We start from the raw sequence: 16,937 nt of genomic DNA, 5'->3' as shown, positions 1-16,937 counted from the left end.
TGATAAACTACACATATTAAGATATATTATTTTAATCTACAAGATTCCTCTTGAAATTCTCCTGCCTTTAATATACTAAATCAAAAATACACATTTTATTTATGAAATAATTTGTGTATAGTTTTTTTAGCCAAATATTATACTAACACCACATAGTTGACTAGTCAACCATAAATACTAAATAAAAACCAATCTACTGGTTTTTTAAAAATTACTAATATCCCAATAAAATGGCTTTCCAATCTAAATATGTTATTTAATTTTCTATATCACACTATTTTTCTCATATCCAAATATTTCTTAAGTATAGGTTCAATTCTTAAATATGCTTCAATTATTACTTCTGGTATATCAACATGTTCTATAAAGTACTTTCCTTTTGGTCCATACCCATACTCGTCATCTTTTAGTCTCGGTATTTCCCCCATTATTAGTGATAAGTATCTATCTACTTCCCATATTCCCTCTATGTTTGTATTCTCAAACTTAATCTGATTCTTAAAAAGTTTTACTTTAGGCAAAAATGGTGCATAGTTTATAAATTTCACTTTATCCTCATCACTCCATACTTTTCTAAAAGATGCATCACTTCTAAGTTGCATTGTAGGATCCTGAATCAATATAATCGATCTAGCTTCTATATTCAACTCTCTTAACATGTCAAAGGCCTTATATGCATTATCTCCACAATTAGTTGATTGATTTTCTATAATTATATCATCATCACTTATTCCATATATATTAATAAGTATTTCATTTATAATCTCTGCTTCTGCTTTGTCTTTAGTTTCTATAGCTTTATATTTATTATTATTTTTAACATTGTTTATTAGGTATGAAGTAGAATGGCCTATTCCCCCTACTACCATAATTTTATTGGCTATACCATCCTTAAAAGTTCTTTGAACTACTTCAATAGTATTAGTTATACTGTTTCCGAGGAGAAGAATTATATCAGCTTTCATAATTCCGTACTTGTTATGTAATTCATCACAACTTAGCTGATTTAAATCTCTTTTGGCTAAAAACATCCCTATCAGATTTATATCATTTATGATTTCCTTATTTAGAACATCCTTATCTTTAATCATCTTTAACTCTTCCTTTCATCTATATTTATATAAACAAACTACTTTCTATTGAAATCTATGCAAATAAAGATTCGTAGAACCATCGAAATCTTTATCCCTAGTTTAAGGATTGAAGTAGTCTATTAGCATTAATAGTTAATTATATAATACACCATTATTTTTATATAGAAAACTCAGCACTAATACATATGTAATAGAACTTTAACAATTATCACTTTATAATTAAATTTTTAAGCCTTAACTAAAAAGCCAACAAGGTTTTAAGAGTAGTAATGCATCAGTGAATATTCACTGATGCATTACTACTCTATATACCGACTTCTTCCATTTCTAACAGGTAGATTAGAACTCTTCACTCTTCTGTTGTGTAGTTCCTATATTTAAGTTTATTGCGATCATCCCAATTAAAATTAACAGCGACCCAACAAGACTATTGCCAGTTAGTTTGTCCCCAATAAATATAGAGAATATAGCGCCAAAAACAGGTTCTCCTAAATAAATTATAGCTGCATGAGTAGGATTAGTATATGGTTGCATTTCATTTTGAACCCACATTGCTATAACAGTACAAAGTATTGTTGTTACTAAGAGTGCTATGACTACAGTCCTTGTAAACTCAAAGTGTAGCTTTTCAATTCCAATAGCTGGTATAAAACTAAATATCCCAACTATAAAAAGTTCTAAAGATGTTAAAAGCCCAGAATCTACTTCTCTTGCATACTTGTCCACAAGTATTATTTGAGCAGCAAAAGCGATTGACCCTAAAAGGGTCAAAAAGTCTCCAAAATTAATTCCTGAAGCTCCTTTTGCAGATAATATGTAAAGTCCTATTAAGGATAGTATAATTCCTATAATTGTTTTTATATCAGGAATCTTTTTATAAATAACTGCCAACATAATTGGCACAAAGACTACGTTCAAACCTGTAATAAAGGCAGATTTGCTTGAAGTTGTATATGTAAGCCCAACTACTTGAAATATAATACCTATTAGGAGTGCCACTCCTATTAAAGCCGCTATTTTTAAATCTCTTGGTTTTATGGTTTTAAACTTTTTATGAAAAAAAGCTGTTAAAATTACTGCTCCTAATGTATACCTTATAGCAATATAACTATATGGAGGAATTGTTTTAAGAGCTACGCTCATTATTGGAAAACTAAGCCCCCAAAAGGCCGTAACTGTTATAAGATATAGATCTGCCTTCATTTCTTTTGTCATTACTTCACTCCTAATCCCTAAATAGCAAAATTACTTTTCTTTATAAGAAATATCTAATTCTAACTTATCTCCATTGTCAAAAATTAATGGAATACTTATTACAACTGAATTTGCCTGACTAAGTTCTATATTTGTGCCTGTCATTATGATAGGAGGAGTTATATCAATGCTTATATTGTTTGAGTAGAATATTGTTGCTGCATTACCTAGCATCATATTGCACAACTCAGATATGGCGCTCTTTGCTATCTCATCTAACTCTTTTACTTCCATACCACCCATCATAGCAGATACAATTTTCAATGCTAAATTTTTACTTAGTGAAACGTTAACACTCCCTTGAATCTGTCCTGTTAGTCCTATGAGTACCACAACAGAATCAACTGAATATGGAACGGTCTTTTTGTAGATTTGACCTAAACTAGGATTAAATCCAGTAATTTGATTTATAACATTTTTACCTGCTTCTACGATAGGATTAATATATTCTACTTTCATCTTAAGCACTCCATTCTCTTATGTTATAGATTATTGAATAAATTATATCATTTTTATTATTTACATATCAAATTAATTTTATAGATAAACAACACATAAGTAATTAGGACAAAAATAAGTAATATATCAAAATATTGCTGAAATATTTAATTTTTATATTTTCTTAAAGAATAAAAGAACCGCTAAATTTATCTTTTTAGCGATTCTTTTGCGCATCTACGTTTTCCAATTTACTTCATTTTGATTTTATAATATTTTATCTAAGGCTATATTTACTTCAAAAGGCATATTATTAACAAACATTTCAATACACAATACCTTGTTAGAGCTAGCCTTGGCTGTGAACTTTCCATACATTAATGTAGGAGTTGATATATCTATATTAATTCCTTCACGTTCAAAGCTCATACATGCATTAGCTGTAAGCATATTGGTAAGTTCTGATATAGCGCTTTGCGCCATTTCATTTAGTTCAGGCACAGGCATTCCCATCATCATAATCTGCGCAATATTTTTTGCTGCTTCTATTGTTGTAGTATATATAACATTGCCCTTAACGTCACCTATTATGCCTAAAATAATTATTACTCCTGGACTTTCTACAGAGGCTTCTTTTATGCTTACGGCCCCTTTCCTTATTTCATTAATTCCTAATTGAGGAAATATGTTAGAAAATGCATCAAGAAAAGGATTTATATATTTGACATCCATTCTCCATCCTCCTTTTTAAAACCAACACTCATATAAATTTCTCCAAATATAGTATCTACCATAGACGAGGTAACTGTATCAAGTTCCGATTTAGATATATTTATTGATTCCCCATGGAATATAGCCGGTGGTGCCACTCTCAATCCAAACAGCTTGTTTTTTCTATTAATCATAGAGCATCCTTGTCCAGATATTATATTATTTAACTCACTCATCATATTTATTACTTCTTCTAAACCTTTAGGTTCTCTCTTCAACACTGTTTTTGCAATATTTTCTGCTGTTTCATGAGACATATCAAATATTATTCTTCCAGAGTACTTACCAATTATTCCTATTACAACTGAAATTCCTTTGGATATCTGTTCAATATTTTCATTATATTCTTTTTTGAAATCAGGAATAGTCTTGGCAACTTTATTAAAAGTATCCATAAATGCTTCTTTATAGCATGGATAGTACAAATTCAAAAGTTCACCATAAAGTTCTTCACTGGCCATTATTCTATTAATAAGTAAAGTGACTTCCTCTGGATCTGCAGGCTTTTGTATATAACCTGATACTTTAGCTTTCTTTGCTTTTCTTACAATTTCTTCATCCATCATAGAGCTTATTATAATAACTTTTATATTAGCATCAATATCGTGAATAGCTCTAGTACACTCTAATCCATCTGTTCCAGGAATAGTCATATCCATGGTTACAAGATCAGGTTTCACCTTCCCAACAACTTCAATAGTTTCTTCTAATGACCCAGCCTCTCCAACAACTTCAAAACCATTATCGGTAAGCATATCTCTAATAATAGCAATAGAAAATGGTGAATCGTCAACTATAACAATTTTTGTTTTTGCCATAAATAAACACTCCTAATCTAAATAATATTATTGTATTTATCGGATGTTTTATTGTATTCTTGACCATATTTAACTTGAAAATGATCTTATTTTCAGAAAATATATTTTTTAGAGTGATATAAACTGAATATTAATAGAAATAAATGAAAAAATAATGTAAGAAATCAATTTAATTCTTGCATAAAATGGATTAACGTTATACTATTAAATAATGAGCTAAATGCTTATTATTTTGGAGGTGTTGTATATTAATAAAAATTTAGATTTAAATGAAAATATAAGAAGTAAGGAAATAAGATTGTCTGGTGAGAATAGTCAGATTATGAAAACCGAAGATGCTTTAAGATTAGCAAGAGAACAAAATCTTGATTTGGTTATGATTTCTCCCACTGCTGTTCCACCTGTATGCAGAATAATGGATTACAGCAAGCATTTATATGAGCAATCAAAAAAACAAAAAGAAGCTAAAAAGAATCAGAAAGTAGTAGAACTAAAAGAAGTAAGATTAAGTCCTACTATCGAAGAGCATGACATAGATATAAAATGTAATAATGCTAAAAAGTTTTTATCTAGTGGGAATAAAGTAAAAGTATCAGTTAGGTTTAGAGGAAGACAAAATAACACTACTGGCATCGGCTCTAAGATTCTTGAGATTTTTATTAACAAAATTGGTGATTTAGGTGTAGTAGAAAAATCTGCTCAATTCGAAGGAAGAAATATGTTTATAATTCTTTCTCCAAAAACTGCTAAATAAATAGATTGATTATTAGTTAATCAAATTTATAGAAGAAGCCTATAAGCTTGTGAGCTTATAGGCTTCTTCTATAAATTTATACTTAATTTTTCTTTTAAAATATTTCCTTAGGGAAATTATTGACATGTGGACATCTCTTGTGATATCATTAAAATTTGCTATTTTTTCATTAATATATTATAATGAATTAAGCAGACTATTCACATGGAGGTGTTCTATTGTTTAAAATTGGTGATAAAATTATTTATCCTATGCAAGGTGCAGGTATAATAGACAGAGTTGAGGAAAAAGAAATTTCTCAAGTTAAGTGTAACTATTTTATAATAAATATGGTAAACAACACTATGCAGGTTATGATTCCTCAAGATAAAATATCAACTTCCGGTATAAGACCTGTATCAGATGAAGAAACACTTGAGCTAGTATTACAAAGTTTTAGTACTGATGATGCACAATTAGGTGATGCTCTTAACTATAAAGAGAGATATCAAACAAACTTAAGAAAAGTTAAAAGTGGTGATTTGAAAGAAGGTTCAGAAGTAGTTCGTGATTTACTACTATTAAATAGTAAGAAGCCGCTTAATTCTAGTGAAAAACAAATGTTAAACACCGCAAAAAAACTTTTAGTTGGTGAAATATCTTTAATCAAAAATATAACTGAAGCAGAGGCATCTAACTTAATTAATTCAGTTATAGCATAAGTTCATAAGTTATGTTTATTACAAAAAGCTACTGACATAAAGTCAGCAGCCTATTGTGCACTTACATATTAGAATCATGTTTATTCTCATTTACATTAATAAACCTTTCTATAGCCTTTTATAGAGTAACTACACGCTAAACTAAGCTTTAGGTTTTTAGTTTCTTAATTTGTTAGTGTAAGCAGTGCATATAACTCTCTGCTTTACTTCCATCAACTATGAAACTCTGTCCCTTGGAACAAAATACCGATGAAGAAGTATACTCAATATCAGCTTTTTTATCATATGCACTTTTAGATATTACTTCTTCTTCGTTATGACAGAGATCATATCCATCAAAAATAAAGTTAATTCGACCTCTTCCATTGCTTATATTGATAAATTCCATTCCATAATTCATAAGTTTAGATACAGGACCTCTACCAAATATAATTACTTTATCTCCCTCAATTATAGGGGGCTCACATTGCGAACTTAGCTTTTCCATATCAGAAATTATTCTTCCCATTTGTTCAAGTTGAACTTCTATCCTAAATCTATAATAAGGCTCTAGTATTCTGCTGTTTGCTTTTTCAAGCCCTTGTCTTAGTGCTCTTAGTGTAGCTTCTCTAAAATCTCCTCCACTAGTATGCTTGTTATGAGCACGCCCATTAAGCAATGAAATTTTTATATCAGTAATCGGTGCCCCAATAAGTATCCCCTTATGATCTTTTTCAAAAATATGAGCCTTTATTAAATTTTGATGCCCTACTATCAAGTCATCTACATGACATAAGTTTTCAAACTTAATTCCTTGATTCCTTTCTCCTGGCTCTAGTTTTATGTGTACTTCCGCATAATGCTTTAATGGTTCAAAGTGGCCATATCCAACAGTTTCTGATTGAATAGTTTCTTTATATAAAATTTCACACGGCCCAAACTCTATATCTATTTTAAATCTCTCTTCCACTACCTTTTTTAATACTTCTAACTGAATAGTCCCCATAACATGTATTTGTATCTCTTTTAAGCTATCATCCCATACTACATTCAACGAAGGATCTTCATCTTCAAGTATTTTAAAATAACTTAATACTTCTTTCTCATTTAGCAGCTTGTCAAAAATCACCTTCGATTTAAGAGTAGGCACCATGTCATAAGTGGATTTTTCACCGACTTCTCCTATCACATCACCGGCATTAAATCTTGTTAATCCAGTGACTCCAAATATTTCACCAGCAACAACTTTATCAGTTGTTATATATTTATTTCCATTATAAATTCTTATTTGATTTATCTTTTCAACTGCATCCTCTTCATCAGAAACTTTAATTTGATCTTTAACCTTTAAGACACCAGCTGTAGCTTTGATATAACTTATTCGGCTCCCTCGCTCATCATATTTAACTTTATACACTCTACCACTAAACTCATCTATCTCAGAATAATCAGTATACGTTAGATAGTCTAAGTTATCTAAAAACGCCTTAACTCCAATATCTTGCAGGGCAGATCCACTAAATATCGGAAACAGCTTATTTTGCTTTATCAAGAATCTTAATGAATCAACACACCCTTCAACTGTATATGTACCATTAAAGTAAGCTTCCAGTATATTTTCATCTCTATCAGCAATAAATTCTATCTGATGCTCCCTTAAGCCTTCAGTTCTTAGTACATCATCAACATAAAATATGTCTACTGTAAACTGTTTTCTAATTTCAAGTATCAATTTTTCTAAATCAGAGCCAACCCTATCTATTTTATTTATGAAAATAAATGTTGGTATGTTATGCATTCTTAGTAAATGCCACAAAGTCTCTGTGTAGGCTTGAATTCCTTCCACGGCACTAATTATAAGTATAGCATAATCCATGACTTTTAAAGCTCTTTCCATCTCAGGAGAAAAATCTATATGCCCTGGAGTATCTATTAAATAATACTTTGATCCATTGTATTGAAAATTCGCTTGTTCAGAAAATATGGTTATACCTCTTTCCCTTTCTATGCTATGGTTGTCTAAAAAGGAATTCTTATAATCCACTCTTCCTTTATTCTTTATACTATTAGTCGTAAACAGTACCTGCTCTGCAAAAGTTGTTTTTCCTGCATCAACATGAGCCAATAGTCCAATTGTCTTATTCAATTAATCACCCTCAGTCATATAAAAATTATACATCTTATTATTAATACTTAATTGTATCAATCCCAACTAAATTTATATCATCAAATCTTCTTGTGAAAAGGTTCTAAAGTTTTAATAATAGATTTCTCATTGAATTGTTACATCTTTGATTATACCCGTATAATCTATCAGAATTCAACTTACTACAAATGCTTGTATCTCTGAAGTGACTTTATTCTTTATATCATAATGTTTTTACTAACAGTATAATTAATCACTATATCGTAATTAACAGTAATCCAAGTTAAAAAAGCAAAAGACATATAAATCCATGAAAAAATGGGTTTATATGTCTCTTTCAATATTCTTAAAATAATAGCTTGTTGTTATCTTATATAGTTAACTGTATTTTCTTTTCTTGGAGCTGCTTTAGCATTGTCATTAGCCTTATATCCAAAAATAGCTGAATATAATGGTTCATGTGTTTCAGGTATTCCTAATTTTTCTTTAAGTTCAGCTGCTTTAGGGGAATTGAATATGTAATCTGAGCTTCCAAGCCAGCAAGACCCTATTCCTATTGCTTCTGCTGCAAGCAGTAAGTTTTCAGTAGCAGCACCACAATCAGCCTTTGGAGCTACAGCACTCTTATCACCTGAAACTATTATAAGTGTTGGCGCATTATAGTATGGCTTAAAGTTTGCACTTTGAGCTCTCTTAACCATAGCTTCTTGATTTGAGTTTAAAAGTACTTCCTTAAATGTTTCAGCAAGTAAATCTATAACTTCCTTATTTTGAATTACAGTAAAATGCCATGATTGTTGGTTTATAGCGCTTGGTGCGAACTTTCCAGCTTCTAATATTGTTTCTAATTCTTCATCTTTGATTTGCTCATCTTTAAAAACTCTTGTACTTCTTCTGTTTAATAAAACTTTTATTGCCTCACTCATTTTATTTGCCTCCTAAATACTATATAATTTCATAAAAATTGCTCTTTAACTTGTACTATAGTTTTATAAACACTAAATTAAACTGTATACTTAACTATTGTTTGGTATATAGTAGCAATTTATTCATATAATCTATTATATCTCTTTCTGTACAAAAGTAAAGCAAATATTTTTATACAATCTACTATAATAAAGTAACTTATATTTTATTTATTTCTATTATTTTTTTTAATGAACTAATTAAAATATCATTATTTATCCTATCTTTTATAGCAATTCTGAAGTTATATCTACTTACTCCGTTAAAACCCTTTGGAAGTCTTATCAAAATATTATATTCAAGAAGCTTTTTCTGCAACTCATAAGCATCCATCTTTTCATCTAAAAGCTCTAAAAATAGAAAGTTTGAACTTGAATTATAGACCTTTAATCCATTTAGTTCACTAAGCTTTTCAAATAAATAACTTCTTTCTGAATTTATCCAATCCAAGGTTGCTTTTATATACTCATGATCATCAAAAATACAACTAGCAGCTATTTCAGCAGCTGTATTTACACTCCACGGTTCCATATTTCTTTCAATACTCTTTATGAGCTCAGCATTGCTTGTGATTCCATATCCAAGTCTAATTCCTGGCATACCAAAAAACTTTGTAGCTGCTCTTATTATAAGTAAATTATCATATTGGCTTATATATTCGACCATAGATGCATCTTTAAACTTAGGTGCAAACTCTATAAAAGCTTCATCTATTATGAGAAACGACTTAGCTTCTTGAAGATTTTTCAGTAGTTCTAAAAACTCTGATTTTTTTATTAAAGTACCAGTTGGATTATTGGGGTTGCATAGTAAAACAACAGATTGTTCCTTAATATTTTCTATTAAACATCCTAAGTTTATCCCTTCATACTCATGCTTATATAAGTCAATTTCTTGTACTTCCATTTTTACCTTTTCCCCTGCTCTCTTATATTCAGAGAAGGTTGGCGTTGATATATATAAGTTGTTGTATTCAATTGCTTCCAAGGCTCTATATATTATATCCACTGCACCATTACCTGGAATTATATTTTCAATAGATACATTACCAATATACCTTACAATATTTTGTCTTAACTTTTTATACTCTCTATCTGGATAAACTGAAAAATCTGCAATGCCTTCAAGCAATGCACGTTTAAAACACTGAGGCACCCCTAACGGATTTATATTGCTGCTAAAATCAATTATAGCTTTATTATATTCATATATATTACCACCATGATATTCCACTTATAATCACTCCTTTTATTACAAAAAATGCTGCAGTTGATAATATATAAGATCCATACATTAGTTTAATTGAATCTTTTATATAATCAACTTGTAAGTCCTCTTTGTTGAATCCAATAGTAGGCTTCTCCACTGGTTTCCCAAAATAATAGTTAGTTCCCCCTAGTTCAATTCCTAAGGCTCCAGCTACAGCAGCTTCTGGGTGAGCTGAATTGGGACTTGAGTGCTTTTTTCTATCTTTCATAAAAATAATCGCACTGTTTTTATAATCATATCTTAATATAAATGCAGCAGCCACCATCATTATTCCTGTTATTCTAGCCGGTATAAAATTCACAATATCATCAAATTTGGCAGATGCCCATCCAAAATTTAAAAACATTCCTTCTTTATATCCAACCATTGAATCCAAAGTATTTACAGCCTTATAGGCCATTGCCAAAGGTGCTCCACCTATAAACAGATAAAATAAAGGAGCTATTATACCATCCGAGCAGTTTTCTGAGATTGTCTCTATAACTGCCTTTGCAATCTGTTTCTCGTTTAGATTTTCCGTATCTCTTCCAACTATATAAGAAAGTTGTTTCCTTGCTTCAACTATGTTTCCTTGCTTTAGTATCCTGTATATTTTAAGACCTTCACTTGCCAAACATTTTGCTGCGATAGTTGTCCACATTATAAAAATATTGACTACTATATATAAATAAATCGAAACGCTTTTACTAATTTCAAGTATAAAGTAGGTTACTCCAAAGCATAACATCACTGTTGTAAAAGTTAAAACAATACCTGCAAACTTTAAAGTCATATCCTTTAGTTCCATCTTCTTTATTAAGTTTTGAAACATGCTTATGTACTTACCTATAAGTCTTACCGGATGGGGAAACCAGTATGGATCTCCTAAAATAAAATCAACTATTAATGCTATACATATACTTACCATAAACTGTACTTCCTTATTCTTATTATGATTATTTAATGAATTCCTAATCTTAGCTTCATAATGACATACAACGCCAATATTATAATTATACATATATACCCAGTTCTACTCTACAAAATTTAATTGCTGATTCTATTAATTATTAATGAATACTAAATTACTTATTTGGAGCTGGTCTACCTATAATTGGCTATGCATAATATAAAGCAGAAAATCACATAAATCGTAGCACTTTAGGCAGTATTTAGTCAATAATTAATATAAATTAGTTTTACTTATTGAAAATATAAATATTTATGATATAATTTTATTAATTTAATAATTCCGGTAGAAGGTAGCGGGATATATTTTAAACCGCTATTGGACGGAACTCTGGAGAGACTCTTTTTTGAGCACCGAAGGGGAAAACCATTTTTATGGTGAAACTCTCAGGTAAAAGGACAGAGCATTAGGAAAGTTTATGCACTTTTTTTGTGTATAATCCTTTTTAATATTCGATCTTCAGAGGCTAATACTAATATTAGGCTCTTTTTTACTATATAGAAAAGTAGATAACTCTTTTACGTTTTAAATTTACCAAATTTAATTACTTTTCTAACTTTTTAAGTTGTACAGTAAAGACGCAAAGTTTATACATCTGCCTTTCGTACATAAAACCTGTAATTAATACAAAATAAATTTATTAAGGAGAGATGATTCAATGAGATCACTAATAACTGTTATAGGAAAGGATAAAGTAGGAATAATATATGAGGTTACTTCTGTATTAAAAGAAAGTAATGTTAATGTTTTAGATATAACTCAAACTTTGCTTGATGGATTCTTTACAATGGTAATGCTTGCAGATCTTTCAAAAGCAACTATGGATTTTTCAGAACTAAAGAAAGCTTTGGATACTTTAGGAACTAATTTGGATGTATCAATAAGAATTCAACAAGAAGCTCTTTTCAACTCAATGCACACTATCTAACAAATCTAAATATCATCATACTGGAGGAATTAATTTTGATAAATACTCAAAACATACTTGAAACCATTAACATGATTGAAAAAGAAAAACTTGATATTAGAACTATAACTATGGGAATTTCTCTTTTAGATTGTTGTCATAGCGATGGAAAGATATCAAGACAACTTATATATGATAAGATCACTAAAAGAGCTGAAAATCTTGTTAAGGTAGGAAATCAGCTTGAGGCTGAGTTCGGTATTCCTATTATAAATAAGAGAATAGCAGTTACACCTATATCTTTGATAGCTCAAAGTTCTAGTGATACTAATTATGTTGAATACGCTAAAATTCTTGATAAAGCTGCAAAAGAAGTTGGTGTCAACTTTATCGGCGGTTTTTCTGCTCTAGTTCAAAAAGGATATTCTAAGGGTGATAGAATACTAATTGATTCAATACCGGAAGCACTAGCTGTTACTGACAAAGTATGTGCTTCTATAAATGTTGGTTGCACTAAATCAGGAATAAATATGGATGCAGTTGCCCACATGGGAGAAATAATAAAGCAAGCTGCTTATTTAACAAGAGATAGAGACTCTATTGGATGCGCTAAACTAGTTGTGTTTGCAAATGCAGTTGATGACAATCCATTTATGGCAGGAGCATATCACGGTGTAGGTGAAGCAGAAGCAATAATAAATTTAGGTATCAGTGGTCCTGGAGTTGTTAAAGCAGCTTTAGAATCAGTTAGGGGCGAATCCTTTGATGTTTTGGCAGAAACAATTAAGAAAACTGCTTTTAAGATCACAAGAGCCGGTCAGCTTATAGCTCATGAAGCTTCAAGAAGACTAGATACTCCTTTTGGTATCATCGATTTATCTTTAGCTCCTACTCCAGCTGTTGGTGATTCAGTTGCAAGAATATTAGAAGAGATGGGCTTAGAGAGCTGCGGTTGTCACGGAACAACTGCTGCACTAGCAATGCTAAATGATGCAGTAAAAAAAGGAGGCGTAATGGCTTCTTATCATGTAGGTGGATTAAGTGGTGCTTTCATTCCTATAAGCGAAGATGAAGGGATGATAGCAGCAGTAAAGAATGGTTCTTTAAGCATAGATAAATTGGAAGCAATGACTTGTGTATGTTCTGTTGGTCTTGACATGGTTGCTATACCAGGTGACACTCCAGCTTCTACAATTTCAGGCATAATAGCTGATGAAGCTGCTATAGGAGTTATAAATAACAAGACTACTGGAGTAAGAATCATCCCTGTATACGGAAAAACTTTAGGTGATGAAGTTGAATTTGGAGGACTTCTAGGAACTGCTCCAATAATGGCTGTAAGCAAATATTCTTCTGAAGCTTTTATAAAAAGAGGCGGTAGAATGCCTGCACCTATCCATAGCTTCAAGAACTAAAATAATTATTTATAATATAAACCACTGGACAGATATCTTAATACTGCCAGTGGTTTTTATACTTTAACTTCTATTATGCTTTGGCTATTTTTAACACGATGTTTCAGCAGCTCCTATATTTTAAGTTTGCTACGCACACTTATCCACAGATCATATTGTATTATAAATCCCTAAAGAATAAAAAAAGTTATATTTGGCAAATTACTATACTATGTGTAGACTTATGTGAGTTTTTTTACTATACTTATTAACTGTATATCTATGATAAATAATTAAATAATTAAATTAATATTTCAATATAAGATTGTAACCTTAAATATCAACTTAGTGTATACTTAAAGGCATATGTACACAACTTTTTAGCAACCATAATTTAATTTGTTGTACATCATTTTATATCTTGTAAATAATATTAGTTATGATTCATACTTAAATCGTATAATAAAGGAGATTATTATTGTGAGCTCATTCGAAAAACTATCACTTCCTGTAACTCTTATTGAGGGATTAGCGAAGTCACAAATATCAACCCCTACTGAAATTCAAGAAAAGGTTATTCCAATTGCATTAGAAAATAAAGATATTATAGGTAAATCCCAGACTGGAAGCGGAAAAACCTTAGCTTACTTACTACCTATCTTTAACAAAATAGATTCTTCAAAAAGAGAAATGCAGGCAATTATATTGGCCCCTACTCATGAACTAGTAATGCAGATAGATAGAGAGATAAAACTTCTAGCTACGAATTCCACCTTACCAGTAAACTCAACTTCTATAATTGGTGAAGTTAATATAAAAAGACAGATAGAAAATTTGAAAGTGAAACCACATATAGTTGTAGGTACCCCTGGCAGAGTATTAGAATTAATTAAGCTAAAAAAAATTAGCGCACATACTGTTAAAACCATCGTTATTGATGAAGGTGACAGATTATTAAATGATAAGAATATTGCTCCAGTAAAAGATATAATTAAGTCTACGCTTAGAGATAGGCAAATAATGATTTTCTCTGCTACCATAACTCCAGAAAGTGAAAAGGCAGCAAAGGAAATAATGAAGGAGCCTATATTAATTAAGTTAGATGAAGATAATAGCGTAAGTTCAACTATAGATCATCTATTTGTTGTAACTGAACGTAGAGACAAAATGGAAGTACTGAGAAAATTAATCCATGCTTCCGGTACAAAAAAAGCAATTGTCTTTATAAATAAAAGCGAAGAAACAGAAGACACTACACTAAAGCTTCAGTACCACAAAGTAAAAGCTTATGGAATATATGGCACTAGTACTAAGGAAGAAAGAAAGAAAGCTTTAGAAGGCTTTAGAAATGGTAAATATCAAGTATTAGTAGCATCAGATATTGCTGCTAGAGGACTTGATGTAAAGGGTATTACTCATATCTTTAATTTAGACCTCCCAGAGGATCCTAAAGAATATTTGCATAGAGTAGGTAGAACTGGTAGAGCTGGTCAAAGTGGAACAGCTATATCAATAGTTACTGATAGAGAACTACCAACAATACATAAATTTGAAAACACATTCAATATTAAGATGGCACAAAAAGACATCTATAAGGGAGAAATATTGGAGTTAGATGAAGCAAAAGATCTTAAGCATGATAATTATCAGTCTAGTCCTAATAAAAAGAAAAAATCTACACCTAAAAATCTAGGCCAAAAGAAAAAGTAGTCTATTGCTCTTATGTCAAAAAATCGCTGAAGCGACCTTAATTACTGAAAAAAATAAAACTATATCACTGAACACTGCTTCAATGATATAGTTTATTAAATTTGTATACAGTACCTATACTTCACACAAATCTACATATATCTATAAGGCTCTACTGCCTCCCCCTATAACCTGTGATTTAATATAATCAAACGGGAAGTTAATTCCTGGGCACTCAGTAGTTGGTTTTACATCTTTATGCCTTCTAAGATCTTTTATTCCGTACTTCTTTACTAAGTATTTAGATAGTATTATAGCCGAGTCTAGTTGCTGTTGTGTTGGTTTTTCTACCATAAAGTTTCCTTCAAGAGCTATTCCTAAAGCTATATTATTAAATCCTGGTGCATGAGACCCAACTGCATTTTCAGGTCTTCCTCTATAAATTGTTCCATCTTTTCTTATATAGAAGTGATACCCTATTCCAGCCCACCCTCTATTGACATGAAGTTGATGTATTTCCTGAGGAGTTTTACCAATCTCTACAGTATGATGATACACTAACATTTGAGGCTTCATTGTAAATTGCAATGGAGTTGCCCATTTGTAGTTTACCTCCACTATCTTTGGTTGAGTTTGTCTCTTGAATAAACGGTTTAAAGCTCTATGAAATTTATTCATTTCGTTCTCCTTAATATTTCTCTATATTAGCTTATGTTTTTCACCTCTCAGTGACACAAATTTATAAATTGATGTAGTAATTTAATACTATACTGTGTTAATATAAATTGTACGTGAAAATTTTTTTATCAACTTCGGAGGTGGACAAATTGTTTCATTCAAACATAGGAGAAATAGCAGCTTTAGCCACAGCTGTATGTTGGACTGTTTCACCAATAGCTTTTGAAACAGCTGGCAAAAAGGTAGGTTCTCTATCTGTAAATTACATAAGATTGATATTGGCGTTCATTTTTATTGGTATTTATACTTTAGTAACAAGAGGTATGTTTCTTCCTTTTGATGCTTCAATGCAGAATTGGACATGGCTTTTTATTTCTGGACTTATAGGATTTGTTATAGGTGATCTTTTCTTATTTCAAGCTTATGTAGAAATAGGATCTAGATTATCAACTTTAATTATGGCTACTGTCCCACCAATCTCAGCTTTAGCAGGTTTTCTAATTTTAGGTGAAACTTTGTCTTTAAAAGATTTGTTTGGTATGTTCATAACTTTAGGTGGTATAGCTTTAGTTATATTAGTTAAAGATTCAGGAGAGAAAAAGATAAAGCTTTCTCATCCTATAAAAGGATTAATATACGCACTAATAGGAGCTTTTGGACAAGCATTTGGTTTGATTTTCAGCAAATTCGGAATGGGAAACTATGACCCTTTTGCAGCTACTCAAATACGTATAATTGCTGCCCTAATAGGTTTTGGCATAGTTATAACCTTTGCTAAAGGATGGAAGAACCTTTTTAAAGCTTGCAAGGATGCTAATGCCATGAAAAACATAACAATAGGTTCATTATTCGGCCCATTCTTAGGAGTCTCACTATCGCTTTTATCAGTACAATATACTACAACAGGAATTTCTTCTACCATAACATCAATTTCAAGAATATTGATTATACCTGCTTCAATTGTAATTTTCAAAGAAAAGACTACTGTAAAAGAAGTGATAGGTGCTTTAATAACAATAGTTGGTGTAGGTATTTTATTTTTATAGCACTGTAATATTATGAATAATTTCAGCACAAAACTATAACAGCATCAAATAATAAAAGCACTATCATAGTAATTAAATCTTAAT

16 protein-coding genes and 1 riboswitch are annotated in these 16,937 nt (G+C 30.7%); of the genes, 6 read left to right on the top strand and 10 right to left on the bottom strand.

Features of this window, described 5'->3' with window-relative positions; all coding sequences use genetic code 11:
• Positions 1 to 269 precede the first annotated feature (269 nt).
• The 5 genes from OCU55_RS03020 to OCU55_RS03000 all read right to left on the bottom strand — a co-directional run bounded on the left by OCU55_RS03020 (position 270) and on the right by OCU55_RS03000 (position 4,375).
• Positions 270 to 1,091, bottom strand: coding sequence for a YdcF family protein (locus OCU55_RS03020; protein ID WP_261850833.1), 822 nt, complete (start codon positions 1,089 to 1,091; stop codon positions 270 to 272).
• Positions 1,092 to 1,433: 342 nt separating this feature from the next.
• Positions 1,434 to 2,309, bottom strand: coding sequence for a DMT family transporter (locus tag OCU55_RS03015; protein ID WP_261850832.1), 876 nt, complete (start codon positions 2,307 to 2,309; stop codon positions 1,434 to 1,436).
• Positions 2,310 to 2,339: 30 nt separating this feature from the next.
• Entirely contained in the window at positions 2,340 to 2,807 is a 468-nt protein-coding gene (locus OCU55_RS03010) for a chemotaxis protein CheX (protein ID WP_261850831.1), read from the bottom strand.
• Between the two features lie 246 nt (positions 2,808 to 3,053).
• Positions 3,054 to 3,518 (bottom strand): chemotaxis protein CheX, encoded by a 465-nt coding sequence (locus OCU55_RS03005; RefSeq protein ID WP_261850830.1) that lies wholly within the window; start codon positions 3,516 to 3,518, stop codon positions 3,054 to 3,056.
• Positions 3,500 to 4,375, bottom strand: coding sequence for a response regulator (locus OCU55_RS03000; protein ID WP_261850829.1), 876 nt, complete (start codon positions 4,373 to 4,375; stop codon positions 3,500 to 3,502). Before OCU55_RS03000 ends, OCU55_RS03005 begins: the two co-directional genes overlap by 19 nt.
• Positions 4,376 to 4,595: 220 nt before the next feature.
• Between OCU55_RS03000 and infC the strand changes: the two genes are divergently transcribed.
• On the top strand, positions 4,596 to 5,129 hold the full coding sequence (gene infC, locus OCU55_RS02995) for a translation initiation factor IF-3 (protein ID WP_427847023.1): 534 nt from the start codon (positions 4,596 to 4,598) through the stop codon (positions 5,127 to 5,129).
• Between the two features lie 218 nt (positions 5,130 to 5,347).
• On the top strand, positions 5,348 to 5,830 hold the full coding sequence (locus tag OCU55_RS02990) for a CarD family transcriptional regulator (RefSeq protein WP_261850828.1): 483 nt from the start codon (positions 5,348 to 5,350) through the stop codon (positions 5,828 to 5,830).
• 172 nt (positions 5,831 to 6,002) lie between these two features.
• Here the strand turns inward: OCU55_RS02990 and OCU55_RS02985 are convergent, their stop codons facing one another.
• The 4 genes from OCU55_RS02985 to cbiB form a co-directional block, all read right to left on the bottom strand.
• Positions 6,003 to 7,955 carry a GTP-binding protein gene (locus OCU55_RS02985; protein ID WP_261850827.1) on the bottom strand — a complete coding sequence of 651 codons (1,953 nt, stop codon included), beginning with the start codon at positions 7,953 to 7,955 and terminating at the stop codon, positions 6,003 to 6,005.
• A gap of 365 nt (positions 7,956 to 8,320) precedes the next feature.
• Positions 8,321 to 8,881, bottom strand: coding sequence for a nitroreductase family protein (locus OCU55_RS02980; protein WP_261850826.1), 561 nt, complete (start codon positions 8,879 to 8,881; stop codon positions 8,321 to 8,323).
• A gap of 199 nt (positions 8,882 to 9,080) precedes the next feature.
• Positions 9,081 to 10,154 (bottom strand): pyridoxal phosphate-dependent aminotransferase, encoded by a 1,074-nt coding sequence (locus OCU55_RS02975; RefSeq protein ID WP_261850825.1) that lies wholly within the window; start codon positions 10,152 to 10,154, stop codon positions 9,081 to 9,083.
• Complete coding sequence (gene cbiB, locus OCU55_RS02970; RefSeq protein WP_261850824.1) at positions 10,135 to 11,097, bottom strand: adenosylcobinamide-phosphate synthase CbiB; 963 nt, start codon at positions 11,095 to 11,097, stop codon at positions 10,135 to 10,137. Before cbiB ends, OCU55_RS02975 begins: the two co-directional genes overlap by 20 nt.
• Before the next feature lie 362 nt (positions 11,098 to 11,459).
• Positions 11,460 to 11,551: riboswitch (glycine riboswitch) on the top strand.
• Between the two features lie 246 nt (positions 11,552 to 11,797).
• Between cbiB and OCU55_RS02965 the strand changes: the two genes are divergently transcribed.
• The 3 genes from OCU55_RS02965 (at position 11,798) to OCU55_RS02955 (ending at position 15,150) form a co-directional block, all read left to right on the top strand.
• On the top strand, positions 11,798 to 12,067 hold the full coding sequence (locus OCU55_RS02965) for an ACT domain-containing protein (protein ID WP_261850823.1): 270 nt from the start codon (positions 11,798 to 11,800) through the stop codon (positions 12,065 to 12,067).
• 35 nt (positions 12,068 to 12,102) lie between these two features.
• Complete coding sequence (locus OCU55_RS02960) at positions 12,103 to 13,461, top strand: PFL family protein (protein ID WP_261850822.1); 1,359 nt, start codon at positions 12,103 to 12,105, stop codon at positions 13,459 to 13,461.
• A 456-nt stretch (positions 13,462 to 13,917) separates the two neighbouring features.
• A complete protein-coding gene (locus OCU55_RS02955; protein WP_261851499.1) occupies positions 13,918 to 15,150 on the top strand; it encodes a DEAD/DEAH box helicase in 1,233 nt (410 codons plus the stop codon).
• A 141-nt stretch (positions 15,151 to 15,291) separates the two neighbouring features.
• On the opposite strand, the gene OCU55_RS02950 is transcribed toward OCU55_RS02955, so the two are convergent.
• Positions 15,292 to 15,807 (bottom strand): peptidoglycan recognition protein family protein, encoded by a 516-nt coding sequence (locus OCU55_RS02950; protein WP_261850821.1) that lies wholly within the window; start codon positions 15,805 to 15,807, stop codon positions 15,292 to 15,294.
• Between the two features lie 140 nt (positions 15,808 to 15,947).
• On the opposite strand from OCU55_RS02950, the gene OCU55_RS02945 reads away from it, so the two are divergent.
• The gene (locus tag OCU55_RS02945; protein ID WP_261851498.1) at positions 15,948 to 16,853 is read left to right on the top strand and encodes a DMT family transporter; all 906 of its coding nucleotides are present in this window, start codon (positions 15,948 to 15,950) and stop codon (positions 16,851 to 16,853) included.
• The last annotated feature ends 84 nt before the right edge of the window (positions 16,854 to 16,937 follow it).

The organism is Clostridium folliculivorans (assembly GCF_024341905.1).
Lineage (GTDB): Bacteria > Bacillota > Clostridia > Clostridiales > Clostridiaceae > Clostridium_AR > Clostridium_AR folliculivorans.
The sequence above is the reverse complement of the archived record's forward strand: the minus strand, read 5'-3'. Positions and strand labels throughout refer to the sequence as shown.

Coding starts and splice junctions, on each gene's coding strand:
- OCU55_RS03000 (WP_261850829.1), bottom strand. CDS start 4,375: ATGGCAAAAACAAAAATTGTTATAGTTGACGATTCACCATTTTCTATT.
- OCU55_RS03015 (WP_261850832.1), bottom strand. CDS start 2,309: ATGACAAAAGAAATGAAGGCAGATCTATATCTTATAACAGTTACGGCC.
- OCU55_RS03020 (WP_261850833.1), bottom strand. CDS start 1,091: ATGATTAAAGATAAGGATGTTCTAAATAAGGAAATCATAAATGATATA.
- OCU55_RS02980 (WP_261850826.1), bottom strand. CDS start 8,881: ATGAGTGAGGCAATAAAAGTTTTATTAAACAGAAGAAGTACAAGAGTT.
- cbiB (WP_261850824.1), bottom strand. CDS start 11,097: ATGGTAAGTATATGTATAGCATTAATAGTTGATTTTATTTTAGGAGAT.
- OCU55_RS03005 (WP_261850830.1), bottom strand. CDS start 3,518: ATGGATGTCAAATATATAAATCCTTTTCTTGATGCATTTTCTAACATA.
- OCU55_RS02950 (WP_261850821.1), bottom strand. CDS start 15,807: ATGAATAAATTTCATAGAGCTTTAAACCGTTTATTCAAGAGACAAACT.
- OCU55_RS02965 (WP_261850823.1), top strand. CDS start 11,798: ATGAGATCACTAATAACTGTTATAGGAAAGGATAAAGTAGGAATAATA.
- OCU55_RS03010 (WP_261850831.1), bottom strand. CDS start 2,807: ATGAAAGTAGAATATATTAATCCTATCGTAGAAGCAGGTAAAAATGTT.
- infC (WP_427847023.1), top strand. CDS start 4,596: ATGCTTATTATTTTGGAGGTGTTGTATATTAATAAAAATTTAGATTTA.